This is a genomic window from Rhodovulum sp. 12E13 (assembly GCF_003340565.1).
Taxonomy (GTDB): Bacteria; Pseudomonadota; Alphaproteobacteria; order Rhodobacterales; family Rhodobacteraceae; genus HLUCCA09.
Map to the genome: position 1 here is coordinate 79542 of NZ_QPLK01000011.1, position 12652 is coordinate 92193.

The 12652-nt window shown below is 70.6% G+C and carries 16 protein-coding genes; 6 read left to right on the forward strand and 10 right to left on the reverse strand.

Going from position 1 to position 12652, the window contains the following annotated elements; translation table 11 throughout:
• Positions 1 to 5 precede the first annotated feature (5 nt).
• The 5 genes from sdhC to DLJ49_RS11545 all read right to left on the reverse strand — a co-directional run bounded on the left by sdhC (position 6) and on the right by DLJ49_RS11545 (position 3426).
• Positions 6 to 398, reverse strand: a complete 393-nt coding sequence (gene sdhC / locus DLJ49_RS11525) for a succinate dehydrogenase, cytochrome b556 subunit (RefSeq protein WP_115393702.1) — start codon at positions 396 to 398, stop codon at positions 6 to 8.
• Between the two features lie 316 nt (positions 399 to 714).
• A complete protein-coding gene (locus DLJ49_RS11530) occupies positions 715 to 1749 on the reverse strand; it encodes a MaoC/PaaZ C-terminal domain-containing protein (RefSeq protein WP_115393703.1) in 1035 nt (344 codons plus the stop codon).
• Positions 1749 to 1955, reverse strand: coding sequence for a DUF1737 domain-containing protein (locus DLJ49_RS11535; RefSeq protein ID WP_115393704.1), 207 nt, complete (start codon positions 1953 to 1955; stop codon positions 1749 to 1751). Before DLJ49_RS11535 ends, DLJ49_RS11530 begins: the two co-directional genes overlap by 1 nt.
• Positions 1955 to 2542 (reverse strand): NnrU family protein, encoded by a 588-nt coding sequence (locus DLJ49_RS11540; RefSeq protein WP_115393705.1) that lies wholly within the window; start codon positions 2540 to 2542, stop codon positions 1955 to 1957. Before DLJ49_RS11540 ends, DLJ49_RS11535 begins: the two co-directional genes overlap by 1 nt.
• On the reverse strand, positions 2542 to 3426 hold the full coding sequence (locus tag DLJ49_RS11545; protein WP_115393706.1) for an HpcH/HpaI aldolase/citrate lyase family protein: 885 nt from the start codon (positions 3424 to 3426) through the stop codon (positions 2542 to 2544). Before DLJ49_RS11545 ends, DLJ49_RS11540 begins: the two co-directional genes overlap by 1 nt.
• 317 nt (positions 3427 to 3743) lie before the next feature.
• Between DLJ49_RS11545 and DLJ49_RS11550 the strand changes: the two genes are divergently transcribed.
• Positions 3744 to 4055, forward strand: a complete 312-nt coding sequence (locus DLJ49_RS11550) for a hypothetical protein (RefSeq protein ID WP_115393707.1) — start codon at positions 3744 to 3746, stop codon at positions 4053 to 4055.
• A gap of 22 nt (positions 4056 to 4077) precedes the next feature.
• Here the strand turns inward: DLJ49_RS11550 and DLJ49_RS11555 are convergent, their stop codons facing one another.
• Positions 4078 to 4827, reverse strand: coding sequence for a sulfite exporter TauE/SafE family protein (locus DLJ49_RS11555; RefSeq protein WP_233488964.1), 750 nt, complete (start codon positions 4825 to 4827; stop codon positions 4078 to 4080).
• Positions 4828 to 4956: 129 nt separating this feature from the next.
• Here DLJ49_RS11555 and mdh point away from each other — a divergent pair, with 129 nt between their 5' ends.
• Positions 4957 to 5919: a malate dehydrogenase gene (gene mdh / locus DLJ49_RS11560; RefSeq protein ID WP_115393709.1), complete on the forward strand. Its 963-nt coding sequence runs from the start codon at positions 4957 to 4959 to the stop codon at positions 5917 to 5919.
• Positions 5920 to 6075: 156 nt separating this feature from the next.
• On the opposite strand, the gene metF is transcribed toward mdh, so the two are convergent.
• Positions 6076 to 6951: a methylenetetrahydrofolate reductase [NAD(P)H] gene (gene metF, locus DLJ49_RS11565; protein ID WP_115393710.1), complete on the reverse strand. Its 876-nt coding sequence runs from the start codon at positions 6949 to 6951 to the stop codon at positions 6076 to 6078.
• 89 nt (positions 6952 to 7040) lie between these two features.
• Between metF and DLJ49_RS11570 the strand changes: the two genes are divergently transcribed.
• Entirely contained in the window at positions 7041 to 7946 is a 906-nt protein-coding gene (locus DLJ49_RS11570) for a LysR family transcriptional regulator (RefSeq protein ID WP_115393711.1), read from the forward strand.
• 58 nt (positions 7947 to 8004) lie between these two features.
• Here DLJ49_RS11570 and DLJ49_RS11575 read toward each other — a convergent pair whose 3' ends face one another.
• Positions 8005 to 8433 carry a c-type cytochrome gene (locus DLJ49_RS11575; protein WP_115393712.1) on the reverse strand — a complete coding sequence of 143 codons (429 nt, stop codon included), beginning with the start codon at positions 8431 to 8433 and terminating at the stop codon, positions 8005 to 8007.
• 149 nt (positions 8434 to 8582) lie between these two features.
• Between DLJ49_RS11575 and DLJ49_RS11580 the strand changes: the two genes are divergently transcribed.
• Entirely contained in the window at positions 8583 to 9377 is a 795-nt protein-coding gene (locus tag DLJ49_RS11580; RefSeq protein ID WP_115393713.1) for an inositol monophosphatase family protein, read from the forward strand.
• Between the two features lie 16 nt (positions 9378 to 9393).
• Here the strand turns inward: DLJ49_RS11580 and DLJ49_RS22105 are convergent, their stop codons facing one another.
• Both DLJ49_RS22105 and DLJ49_RS11590 read right to left on the reverse strand, forming a co-directional pair.
• The gene (locus DLJ49_RS22105; protein WP_199533357.1) at positions 9394 to 9906 is read right to left on the reverse strand and encodes a hypothetical protein; all 513 of its coding nucleotides are present in this window, start codon (positions 9904 to 9906) and stop codon (positions 9394 to 9396) included.
• Position 9907: 1 nt separating this feature from the next.
• Complete coding sequence (locus tag DLJ49_RS11590) at positions 9908 to 10957, reverse strand: aldo/keto reductase (protein ID WP_115393714.1); 1050 nt, start codon at positions 10955 to 10957, stop codon at positions 9908 to 9910.
• Positions 10958 to 11067: 110 nt separating this feature from the next.
• On the opposite strand from DLJ49_RS11590, the gene DLJ49_RS11595 reads away from it, so the two are divergent.
• Positions 11068 to 11703, forward strand: coding sequence for a hypothetical protein (locus DLJ49_RS11595; protein ID WP_115393715.1), 636 nt, complete (start codon positions 11068 to 11070; stop codon positions 11701 to 11703).
• Between the two features lie 85 nt (positions 11704 to 11788).
• Positions 11789 to 12634, forward strand: coding sequence for a MurR/RpiR family transcriptional regulator (locus tag DLJ49_RS11600; RefSeq protein ID WP_115393716.1), 846 nt, complete (start codon positions 11789 to 11791; stop codon positions 12632 to 12634).
• Positions 12635 to 12652 lie beyond the last annotated feature (18 nt).

The following is a 12652-nucleotide window of genomic DNA, read 5'->3' on the forward strand; positions in this document are numbered from 1 at the left end:
CTCCCTCAGACGGCGATGAAGATGGCGAAGGTGAGCACGGTCAGCGCGACCGAGCCGATCACGCAGGCCCAGCCGAGCCTTTCCGCCGTCTCGATCTCGAGGCCGCGGCCGGTATCCCAGTAGAGGTGCCGGGCGCCGGCGAGGAAGTGATACCACAGCGCCCAGACCGAGCCGAGCTGCACCAGCCAGCCGAAGGGCGATGTCCACACGCCGTCGGCCACGGCGAACGCCTCCGGAGAGGTCGCCGCGGCAAGCAGCCACCAGACGAGGCCGAGCGCGCCGACGATGAGCGAGATGCCCGAGATGCGGGTGAGGATCGACGAGACCGAGGTGATCTGGGGCCGGTAGACCTGCAGGTGGGGAGACAGGGGGCGGTTCCCCCGGTTCACGTCGGCCATGGCTGTCCTCCGGTTGGGCGGTCGGCTGCGGCGGCGCGGGCTCGCCACGCGTCGGCCTGTATCTCTAATGCTTTCCGAGGGCTTGTCACGGGGCGCAGGCCCGTGCGGGCGCGGTCTTTTGGCGCAAGGCCGGGGTTTGGCGACAATATGTGATCACATTCGGTGCGGCTGTGATCGCGGGCCAGGCTGGGGTGCGTGGCGCGCCTTTCATGCCGGCATCTCGCCCCACCGAATCCCTCCGTCACCGCCGAGAGTCGTCGTCCTGCCAATGCCGATCCGACGTGATCACGCTTCCCGGGCGCGGGAACGATGCGCCTCACTTGGGCATCAGCGCCCAGTAATCGAGGTCGAGCAGCACGCCCGACTTGTAGCGCCCCTCCGGCCCCTTGAGCGTGAACGGGTCGGTGCCGGTGCGGATCGCCACGAGGCGCAGCCGCAGCGCGCCGACGCCCGGCGCGGGCGTATCGGCCTTGTCGAGCACCTCGGACCACGCGCGCACCGTGTCGCCCGCGAAGCAGGGGTTGGCATGGGCGCCGGCATTTATGCCCACGATCATCTGCGCGTTGGCGAGACCGTTGAAGCTGAGGGCGTGCGCGAGGCTGATGACATGCCCGCCATAGACGAGGAGCCGGCCGTCGGGGCGGTAGCTTTCGTCGTAGTGCACCCGCGCCGTGTTCTGCCACAGGCGGGTGGCGAGCATGTGCTCGGTCTCCTGCACGGTCGAGCCGTCGACATGGTCGATCATCTCGCCGATCTCGTAGTCGCCCCAGCGATGCGGCTCGCCGGCGAGGTCGAAATCGTAATCGGTGAAGTCGAGGCCCTCGGGGATCACCAGGTCCTCCGGCGCGACATGGGCGGCGAGCTCGGGCAGGTGTGGCTCTGGCCCGTCCGACCCCTCGTCGCGTTTGCGCACCATCACCCAGCGGACGTAAGACAGCACCGGTTCGTCGCGCTGGTTGAGGCCCGTGGTGCGCACCCAGACGACGCCCGACTTGCCGTTCGAGTTCTGCCTGAGCCCGATCACCTCGGAGGTGGCGCGCAGCGTGTCGCCGGGCAGCACGGGGGACAGGAACCGGCCCTCGGCGTAGCCGAGATTAGCCACCGCGTTGAGCGAGATGTCGGGCACCGTCTTGCCGAAGACGGTGTGGAACACGATCAGCGGGTCGAGCGGCGCGGCCGACAGACCGCAGGATTGCGCGAAGGCATCCGACGACGACATCGTGTGGCGCAGCGGGTAGAGCGCCTGGTAGAGCGCCCGCTCGCCGCCCGACAGCGTGCGCGGCACGGCATGCACGATCGTCTCTCCGAGCGTGTAGTCCTCGAAGAAGCGGCCCGGGTTGGTCTTGGGCACTAGAGCTCTCCCAGCTTGAGGTCGGGGGCGTAGTCGGTGCCGGGCACGTCCTTGACCACCGCCTGCCCGCAGCGCATCCCGCCGTTCGCCCCGTCATAGGCGTAGGTCGGCGGGCCGTAGAGCTCCCACCCCTCGGCCAGCGCCTTCGTCACCTTGTGGCAGAAGGCCGAATCGTCGTCGCCCGTGAGGAAGCGGTAGGCGCGCATCACATCCCCCCGGCGAACGGCCCCGCCCCGCCGAAGGGCCATGGCCCCAGCCAGCCGTGGATCACGCCGATGACGAGCAGCGCGACCACAGAGGCGGCGAAGAAGATCGCGTCGAACTTGATCTGCCCCGGCGGATTGGGGCTCCATTCCGGCTCGGCGGCATTGATGACGCGCATCTCGACCAGCGCCCAGGCCAGCAGCCCGCCGAAGGTGACGATGGCCGTCAGGTCGCCGTTGGCCAGCAGGTGGCCGAAGGCCCACAGGCCGAAACCGGCGAGCATCGGGTGGCGCCAATTGTTGAGCAGGCGGCCCTTCTTGGGCGCCGGGCTCATCATGTAGATGGCCACCAGCACGAGCAGGTTGTTGACGTGGATGAGGAAGGTGGGCGGGTACCAGACGTTCACGAACGGCGTGCCGCGATAGCCGATCACCATCAGCACGATGGAGCCGAGCAGGGCCAGCGCCACTAGGCCCTTGCCCTTGTCGCCCATCGCCGCGCGGCGGGCGGGCGCGGCCCGCTTGAACAGGTGCGCCCCCCACCACAGCGCGATGCCGGCGAGCAGGATCAGCCAGTAAAGGGCGGCCATCACGCGGCCTCCTGTTTCGACAGGGTTTCGATCGCTTCGGCCTGCGCGAGCGTCGCGCGGGCGATGGCGACGTGCAGGTTCTCGACGATCTTGCCATCGACCACGGCCACGGCCTGGCCCTGCCGGCAGGCTTCCTCGTAGGCGTCGATCTGGCGTTGGGCCAGCGCGATCTCTTCCTCGGTGGGCGAGAACACCTCGTTGGCGATGCGGATCTGCGACGGGTGGATGACGGTCTTGCCGTCCATGCCCAGATCGCGGCCCTGCTCGCATTCGGCGCGCAGCCCGTCGGCGTCTCGGAAGGCGTTGTAGACGCCGTCGACGCAGGCGATCCCTTCGGCGCGGGCGGCGGCGAGGCAGGTCTGCAGCGCCCATTGCTGGGGCAGGCGGTCGGCGCGGAAGCGGGTGCCGAGATCCTTGGCGAGATCGTTGGTGCCCATCACGAACCCGGCCATGCGCGGCGCTGCGGCGATCTCGGGCGCGGTGAACAGGCAGCGCGGCGTCTCCATCATCGCCCAGATCGCCGTGTCCCTGCAGTCGGGGTGGGAGTCGAGCCGGGCGGCCACCGCCTCGATCTGCGCGGCGCTCTCGACCTTGGGCAGCAGGATCGCCTCGGGGCCGATCTCCATCAGCGCGGCGAGATCGGCCTCGCCCCACTCCGTCTCCATCCCGTTGATCCGCACCAGTTGCGCGCGGGGCGCGTAGCCGCCCTCCGTCAGCGTCTCGACCAGCAGGGCGCGGGCGCGCGGCTTTTCCTCGACCGTCACCGCGTCCTCGAGGTCAAAGATGATGGCATCGGCCGCGAGCGTCCTCGCCTTTTCGAGCGCCCGTTCCTTCGAGGCGGGAATGTAGAGCACCGATCGGTAGGGACGGACGGGTCGCGCCATGATTCTCTCCATCTTCTCGGGCGGGTGTCAGACCAGATGCCGTGGCGGCGCGCAAGAATGATCATGCCGCGGTGCAGAATTGCGTAACATGATTGCCCGCTCGCGCGTGGCATCTGCCCGCGTGCTGCCGGAGAGAGGGGCCTCCGGGCGATGGGTTTACCGATTCTCGACGCTTGCCGGCGAGGCTTGCGGCTCAACGACGCGTCGGAGCGCGGCAGGTCCGTGACGCCTTCGGTGAGGGCGGCGGGGCGCCCCCGACCGTTGCGAGCGCCCGGCCCGAGGGGCGGCCGGGCCCAGCCAAGGGAAAGGACGCGACGATGAGGGAACTGTTCGTGTTCGCGGTGGGCTTCGCGCTCCTGGCCGCGGCGAGCGTCGAGGCGCAGCAGACCCCGCGGACCTGCGGGCAGCGCGACGCGATCGTCAAGCAACTCGCGGAGGCCTACGGCGAGAGCCGGCAGTCGATCGGGCTGCGCTCCGACAACGCCGTGATGGAGGTGTTCGCCTCCGAGGAAACGGGCACCTGGACGATCACGGTCACCATGCCGAGTGGCATGATGTGCCTTGTGGCGAGCGGCCGTGCCTTCGAAACGCTCGAGGAGACGCTCGGGCCGGCGGGGCAGCCGACCTGACCCTGCCGGTGGCGCGGCGGGTTCAGGTCAGGGCATCCCATACCAGCTTCAGCCCCGTCGCCGTAAGCAGCACGTAGGTGATGCCGAAGAACAGCCGCTCCGGCACGAGGTGGTGGGCACGGATGCCGATCAACGCGCCCGCCACCGCGAACGGCGCCATCCACAGCCCGATCTCGAGCGTCTCGAGCGTGAAGAAGCCCATGATGCCGTAGGGCACGGCCTTGAAGATGTTGATGATCCAGAAGGCGAGCACGGTCGTCGCCTGGAAGGCCGTCTTGCCCAGGCCCTGGCTCAGCAGGAAGACGGCCACCGGCGGCCCGCCCGCATGGCTGATGTAGCTGGTGAAGCCGCCCACCACCCCCGCGATCAGACCGTTGCGCCAGCGGAAGGGCACCAGCGGCAGCCTGATCAGCCCGGCCTGGCCCGCCACCTGCCAGGCGACGAAGCCGAGCGCGACGGATGCGATCAGCAGGCGGATCACGTCGTCGTCGGCCACCGCGAACAGCGCCACGCCGAGCAGCACGCCCGGAATCCCGCCGAGGATCAGCGCCCACGACGAGGGCACGTGCCAGCGGTTCCAGAAGCCCCGCACCGTCACCACGTCGATCAGCATCAGCACCGGCAGCATGATGCCGAGCGCCGTGGCCGGGTCGAACACGAGCGCGAGGATCAGCGCCGAGGCGAAGGCCGCGCCCGAGCCGAAGCCGCCCTTGGATATTCCCGCCCAGAGCGCCGCGGGCGCGGCGATGGCGAGCGTCGCGAGATCCGGCACCCCGGTCCCTCCCCGTGAGATGCAGCCCCGTGGATGCAGCCCCGTGCCACGGGTCCGGCCGCCTTGCGCGGCCCCAGCCCCTCGTCTAGGCATCGCCGCCAGACGAGACCTAACGAGGGACATCCCAAAATGGCCAGACCCAAGATCGCCCTGATCGGCGCCGGGCAGATCGGCGGCACGCTCGCCCATCTCGCCGCGATGAAGGAGCTGGGCGACGTCGTCATGTTCGACATCGCCGAGGGTATCCCGCAGGGCAAGGCGCTCGACATCGCCGAAAGCGGGCCGGCCGAGGGCTTCGACGCGAAGCTGAAGGGCACGCAGGATTACGCCGACATCGCCGGCGCCGACGTGTGCATCGTCACCGCCGGCGTGCCCCGCAAGCCGGGCATGAGCCGCGACGACCTCCTGGGCATCAACCTCAAGGTCATGAAGGCGGTGGGCGAGGGCATCCGCGAGAACGCGCCCGACGCTTTCGTCATCTGCATCACCAACCCGCTCGACGCGATGGTCTGGGCGCTGCGCGAGTTCTCGGGCCTGCCGCATGCCAAGGTCTGCGGCATGGCCGGCGTGCTCGACTCGGCGCGCTTCCGGCATTTCCTGAGCCTCGAGTTCGACGTGTCGATGAAGGACGTCACCGCCTTCGTGCTGGGGGGCCACGGCGACACGATGGTGCCGCTGGTGCGCTATTCGACGGTCGGTGGCATCCCGCTGCCGGACCTCGTCAAGATGGGGTGGACGAGCCAGGAGAAGCTCGACGCCATCGTGCAGCGCACCCGCGACGGTGGCGCCGAGATCGTCAAGCTCCTGCAGACGGGCTCTGCCTTCTATGCGCCCGCGACGAGCGCCATCGAGATGGCCGAGGCGTATTTGAAGGATCAGAAGCGCCTGCTGCCCTGCGCGGCCTGGTGCGACGGTGAATACGGGCTGAAGGGCCTGTATGTCGGGGTGCCCACGGTGATCGGGGCGGGCGGTATCGAGCGCATCGTCGACATCGCGCTCAACAAGGACGAGCAGGCGATGTTCGACAAGTCGGTCGAGGCAGTGCGCGGCCTCGTGGACGCCTGCAAGGGGATCGACACGTCGCTCACGTGAGCGGGCGACCTCTCTCGATGCCACCGACAAGGCCCCCGTCGTGACCGGGGGCCTTGGCCTCAGACACGCCCTGCGGGCCGGTGCGCGACATCAGCTTGCCACGCCGCAAATCCCTTGAAGAAGGGATTTGCAAAAGCCTTCAGCAAGGCTTTTGCGTCACGCCACCTTCTCGAGCTGCATGTCGGGGGTGACGCCGAGCGCGTGGCACACGTCGCGGGTCAGGCCCGGCTTGTTCAGCGTGTAGAAGTGGAAGTGCTCGACACCGCCCTCGCGCAGCTCGGTGCAGAGCTCGGTCGCGATTGAGGTGGCGAGCAGATCGGTGCGGCCATCGCCGTCGCGCTCTGCCTTCTCGAACGCCTCGTCGAGCCAGGCGGGGATGTAGGCGCCGCACTTCACCGCGAAGCGGCGCGCGCTCTTCCAGTTCTCGATGGGCAGGACGCCCGGCAGGATCGGCTTGTCGATGCCCGCCTTCGCGCACTTGTCGCGGAAGCGGAAGAAGGTCTCTGCCTCGAAGAAGAACTGCGTCACCGCCTCGTCGGCGCCCGCGTCGAACTTGCGCTTCAGCCAGTCGACGTCGGCATCGTCGTAGCCCGCGTCGGGGTGCGGATCGGGGTAGGCGCCGACGCGCACGGTGAAATCCGACACCTCCTTGAGCGCGGCCACGAGCTCGGCCGAATCGGCGAAGCCGTCGGGGTGGGGGGTGAACCGCTCGGCGCCCTTGGGCGGGTCGCCCCGCAGCGCCACGATCTCCTTCACGCCGGCCTCGGCATAGCCCTTGGCGATCTCCAGCGTCTCTTCCCTCGTCGCCTCGACGCAGGTCAGGTGCGCGGCCACCGTCAGATCGGTCGTCTTGACCAGCGCCTCGACGGCCTCGTGCGTCAGCTTGCGGGTCGTCCCGCCGGCACCGTAGGTGACCGAGACGAACCGGGGCCCGAGCGGCGCGAGATGCTGCACCGTGTCGAACAGGCGGAACGACGCCTCCACCGACTTGGGCGGGAAGAACTCGAACGAGACGGAGGGAGCGGACGACATGCGTGAACCTCTCTTTGTGCTGCCCCTTCAAATCGCGTATGCCGATCTGTGAGGCAACGTCATATTCGTCACGAACTTCATGAGGCGGGATGCATATCGAACTGCGCCACCTCCGCACGATCCGCGCCATTCACGAGGCCGGCGGCCTCGCGCGGGCGGCGGACATGCTCAACATCACCCAGTCCGCGCTCTCCCACCAGGTGAAGGGGATCGAGGAGCAGGCGGGCTGCGAGCTGTTCGTGCGCCGCACCAAGCCGCTGCGGCTGTCGGCCGCCGGGCAGCGCCTCTTGCGCGCCGCCGAGCGCATCCTGCCCGAGATCGAGGCGCTGACGCAGGAGTTCGACGCGCTCCGGCAGGGGCGGACGGGGCGGCTGCACATCGCCATCGAGTGCCATGCCTGCTTCGAGTGGCTGTTTCCCGTGCTCGACGCCTTCCGCCGCGACTGGGGCGACGTCGACGTCGACATCCGCCCCGGCCTCGCCTTCGACGCGCTGCCCGCGCTGATGCGCGAGGAGGTCGACATGGTGATCTCGTCCGACCCCGAGGATCTGCCCGGCGTCACTTTCGTGCCGCTGTTCGACTATCACCCCGTCTTCGTCTGCGCCGCACGGCACCGTCTCGCCGGGAAGCCGTTCGTCGAGGCCCAGGATTTCCGCACCGAGACGCTCATAACCTACCCGGTCGAGCGGGCGCGCCTCGACGTGTTCAGCGAGTTGCTGACGCCCGCCAGGGTCGAGCCGCGGGCGGTGCGGCAGGTGGAACTGACCGCCGTGATCCTGATGCTGGTCGCGTCGAACCGGGGCGTCGCGGTGCTGCCCGACTGGGTGCTGCGCGAGGAACGGTCGCGCGGCGAGATCGCCATCCGCCCGCTGACCGAGACCGGCGTCACCAGGCGCCTTTACGCAGCGGTGCGCGAGGACGAGGCCGACAAGCCTTTCATGCAGACCGTCCTGCGGCTTGCGCGCGAGATTCCCGACGCGATGCGCGCGGCCTGAGCCGGGCGCACCGCGCCTTCCCCCGCGCGCACCCCGGCCGCCCCGGGCCGGGATCCGCTCATTCCTGGATCGACTCGAGGTAGTAGACGAGCGACAGCAGCCGTCCGCGTACCAGCAGTTCGGGGTCTTCGGGCCAGCGCGGCGGGCGAATCTCGTCCTGCGCGCGTGTCATCGTGGTCATGTAGCGGTCGCCCCAGACAGGCATCTCGCCCCCGTGCGCGCGCACCTCGTTGCGCCCGTCGATCAGCAGCAGCGTGTTGCGGAATGGAAAGGTGCCGCCTGCCCGCTCGGTCAGCTTGGTGAGGTCGGGCGTCTCGATGTTCATCAGGTCGGCCATCGGGCCGTCGCCCCTGGCGTCGCGCCCGTGGCACCCCGCGCAGGCCGAGAGGTATTCCACGCGCCCCGCCTCCATGTCGGCTTCCTGGGCGCCGGCCGCGCCGAGCGTCAGGACGAGCGCGCCGAGGCCCGCGATGATCTTGCGTTGCATGCCGTTCTCCCAAACGATGGTCCCTTGCCGCCCGAGCATCCCGCGACGGGCGGGAGGGGTCATTGACGGCCGTCATCGGGGAGTGCCTTGCCCCCTCCCGGGTGGCGGTGTAGGGGCGGCGCTCGGTTTTCCGCTGCGGAGGTCGCCCCATGCAGGGCAGCGCCAATCTCAACGTCATGATCAAGGCCGCCCGCAAGGCCGGGCGCAGCCTCGTGAAGGATTTCCGCGAGGTCGAGAACCTGCAGGTCGGTCGCAAGGGACCGGGCGACTTCGTCTCGCGCGCCGACATCGCGGCCGAGGCGATCCTGAAGGAGGAGTTGCTGGGCGCCCGTCCCAATTACGGCTGGTTGGCCGAAGAGGGGGCCGAGATCGAGGGCAAGGATCCGACCCGGCGGTGGATCGTCGACCCGCTCGACGGCACCACGAACTTCCTTCACGGCATGCCGCACTGGGCGGTCTCGGTCGCGCTCGAGCACAAGGGGCAGGTCGTCGCCGGCGTCGTGTTCGACCCGGCGAAGGACGAGTTGTTCTACGCCGAGAAGGGCGCGGGGGCGTGGATGAACGACAGTCGTATCCGCGTGTCGGGCCGGTCGCGCCTGACCGACGCCGTCTTCGCCACCGGCATCCCCTTCGGCGCCAAGCGCACGCTGCCGGCCATGCTGCACGACCTGTCGCGGCTGATGCCCGAATGCGCAGGCGTGCGGCGCTGGGGGGCGGCGGCGCTCGATCTCGCCTATGTCGCGGCCGGCCGCTACGAGGGCTTCTGGGAGCGCGAGCTGAGCCCGTGGGACGTGGCGGCCGGCATCCTGCTGGTGCGCGAGGCGGGCGGTTTCGTCGAGCCGCTGCACGAGGGGCGCGAGATCTTCGAGACCGGCGCGCTGGTGGCGGCGAACGCCGACATCTTTTCCCGCTTCGCCGGGGTGCTGCGCAACCGCACGGGCTGAGCGGGGCGCGGCGGCGCTATTGCACGCATTCGGTGGCGCGCAGGCCGTTCGACAGGATCACGTCGTGACAGCCCAGCAGCGGCAGGATCGGCGCGCAGGTGCGCGACCGGGCGAGGCAGGCGCCCTCGCAATCGGCCCCCGTGCGGCAGGGCGCGTTTGCGTCGCGGGGCGTGCGGAAGCAGATGCGCGCTTCGCCGCCACCCGGCGCCCGGCCGAACCGGCCGCCCTCCTTTTCGCAGGCCGCCCGCGCGGCGGCGAAGCGCGCGTCCGTCGGGTCGGGCTCGGCCTCCGGCTCGGGGATCGGCTCGGGGATCGGCTCGGCCTCCCGCTCGGCCTCGGGCTCAGGCTCTGGCACGGGCTCGGCTGTCTCGGTCTCGTCCGCCGCTGCGGGCGCATCGTCGAGGACGTAGCCCGCGTGCGGCCCGTCGCCCGCGGCTGTTCCGCCGCCGGGCCCTTCGTCCGCGCCGCCGGCGCCGAACTGGCAGGCGGCGAGAGCGACAACGAGGGGCAGGAGCGCCAGGGCGCGCATGTCAGTAGGGCATCGGATGGGCGCGATGGGCGGTGGCGATCTCGTCCATCGCCTCGGCCGGGAGGGTCAGGTCGAGCCCGGCGAGGATGTGCTCGAGCTGGGCGTCGGTCGTCGCGCCGAAGATGATCGACCCCATGAAGGGCCGCGTCGTGCACCACGCCAGCGCCATGTGGTCGAGCGCCATTCCGTGCCGCTCGGCGATGGCCGCGTAGGCGTCGACGGCCGCGTGCGCCCGTGCCGTCGCCCGCCCGCCGAGATCGCCGTTGATGGCCATGCGCGAGCCCTCGGGCACCGCGCCCTGCCGATACTTGCCCGTCAGGAGGCCGGCCGCGAGGGGCGAGAAGGCCAGCAGGTCGACCCGCTCGTTGACCGACAGCTCCGCGAGATCGGTGTCGAACATCCGGCAGAGCAGCGAATACTCGTTCTGGATCGACACCATCCGCGGCGCATCCATCTCGGCGGCAAGGCGCAGCCACTGGGCCGCGCCCCAGGCCGACTCGTTCGACAGGCCCACCTCGCGGATCTTTCCCTCCGCCTGCAGCGCGCCGAGCGTCTCGAGCACCTCGCGCATGTTGGCCTCGGTGGCCGCGCGATCCTGTTTCGAGGGGTCATAATCCCAGTACTGGCGGAAATGATAGGAGCCGCGGTTGGGCCAGTGCAGCTGGTAGAGATCGATCACGTCGGTCTGCAGGCGCGCGAGCGAGGCATCGACGGCCTCGCGCAGCGTCGTGGCGTCGATGCCGCGCCCGTCGCGCACGAAGCCGCCGTTCGGCCCGGTGATCTTGGTGGCGACGACATAGTCGCCCCGCCGCCCCTTGCCGGGGCCGGCGAACCACGCGCCGATGATCTCTTCCGTCCGGCCGACCGTCTCGGCGCGGATCGGGTTGACCGGATACATCTCGGCCGCGTCGAGGAAGTTGATGCCGGCGTCGAGCGCGCGCGAGAGCTGGCGGTGGGCGTCGTCTTGCGGCGTCTGGTTGCCCCAGGTCATCGTGCCGAGACAGAACTCGGTCACCTCGAGGTCGCTCGTTCCCAGCTTGCGCGTGCGCATCGTCCTGCCCCTTTCGTCGTCTCCTGCCTGCGCGGCCATGTAGAGCGGGCAGACCTGCGGGGGCAAGCCGAAGGCTTGAGAACGAAACGGGAACACGCTACCCTCCGCCCATGGCCCGACCCGATCATCCGCTGCTCGCCCGCGCGCCCCATGCCGGCCGGCCCGCCCTGCCGGTGCTGGGCGAGATGGCGCTGGCCCTCGGCCGCGCGCACGAGTTCTGCGGCGTGGCACGGCGGCTGCTGGCGCTGGCCGTGGCGGCGGCCCGGCCAGGGCCGGTGCTGTGGATCGTGCCCGCCTGGATGCCCGAGCGGCTCAACGGCGAGGGGGTGACCGAGTGGATCGATCCCGCTCGCCTTATCGTGGTGCACCCCGTGCGCGGCGAGGACATCCTGTGGTGCATGGAGGAGGGGCTGCGCGCGGGCGCGGTGCCGCTGGTGGTGGCCGAGTTGCCAGAGCCGCCGCCGCTGACGCCGGTGCGCCGCCTGCACCTTGCCGCCGAAACGGGGACGGAAGCGTCTGGAACGGCGCCGCTCGGTCTCATCCTGTCGGCGGGCGAGGGGGGCGCGGCCGGCATCGAGAGCCGCTGGCGCCTCGACCCGGCCCATGACGGCCCGCAGGCGATGCGCTGGCGCCTCGCCCGCCTGCGCGACCGCTCCGCGCCGCCCGCCGAGTGGCGCCTGACCGCCGCCCGCGGCCGCGACACCCGCTACGCGCTGCAGCCTGCCGGGGCGCGCCAGGCCGCGTGACCGACGCCGCAAGGCACCTGCCACACGGAGGGGCGCGCCGTCCGGCGGCTTTACGGCGCCAGCCATGAAAAGTAGGTTTCACGGCATGGACCGGAAGCCTCGGGATTCCCTCGTCGCGCGGGTGCGCGGCGCTCTCTCGGAGCTTCACCCGAGCGAGCGGCGCCTTGCCGACGTGGTGCTCAGCTTCCCCGGCGACATCGCCAGCTACACGGCGACCGAACTGGCCCGGCTCGCCAACGTCTCCAACGCCACCGTCTCGCGCTTCGTGCGCAAGATCGGCTACGGCTCGTTCGAGGAGGCGCGCCAGGCCGTGCGGGCCGAGCAGCAGGCCGGCGCGCCGCTGTTCCGCGTCGGCTCGGGCGGCGCGCCGCTCGAGGGCGCCGTCGCCGCCCATCTCGAGCAGTCGCGCCTCAATCTCGACCGGACGGCGGCGGCGCTCGACCCGGCCGAGATCGACGCGCTGGCCGAGGCGGCCCTCGCCGCGCCGCGCGTCCGCGTCGGCGGCTTCCGCGCGGGCCAGCCGATGGCCCGCTACCTCGGCTGGCAGCTGCAGCAGGTGATTCCCGACGTGACTGTCTTTCCCCGCGACGGCGAGACGCTCGCAGAGGGCCTGACCGCGCTGGGGCCGGGCGATTGCGTGATCGTGGTCGCCCTGCGCCGGGCGCCTGCCCTTCTGCCGCAGGCGGTGGCGGCGGTGCATGACAGCGGCGCCGCCCTCGCCCTGATCGGCGATCTGCCGGGGCTCGACTCGCTGCCGGCACGCTGGCGCTTCGGCTGCGCGACGAGCGCGCCGGGGCCGCTTCTGAACCACGTCGCGGTGATGGCCGTGTGCAACCTGATCGCGGCGCGCGCCATCGAGCTGTCGGGCGCCGAGGGGCGGCGGCGGATGAGCGCGATCGAGGAGGGGCATGCCCGGCTGGGCGAGCTCTGAGCGTTCGCGAGGTGCCTT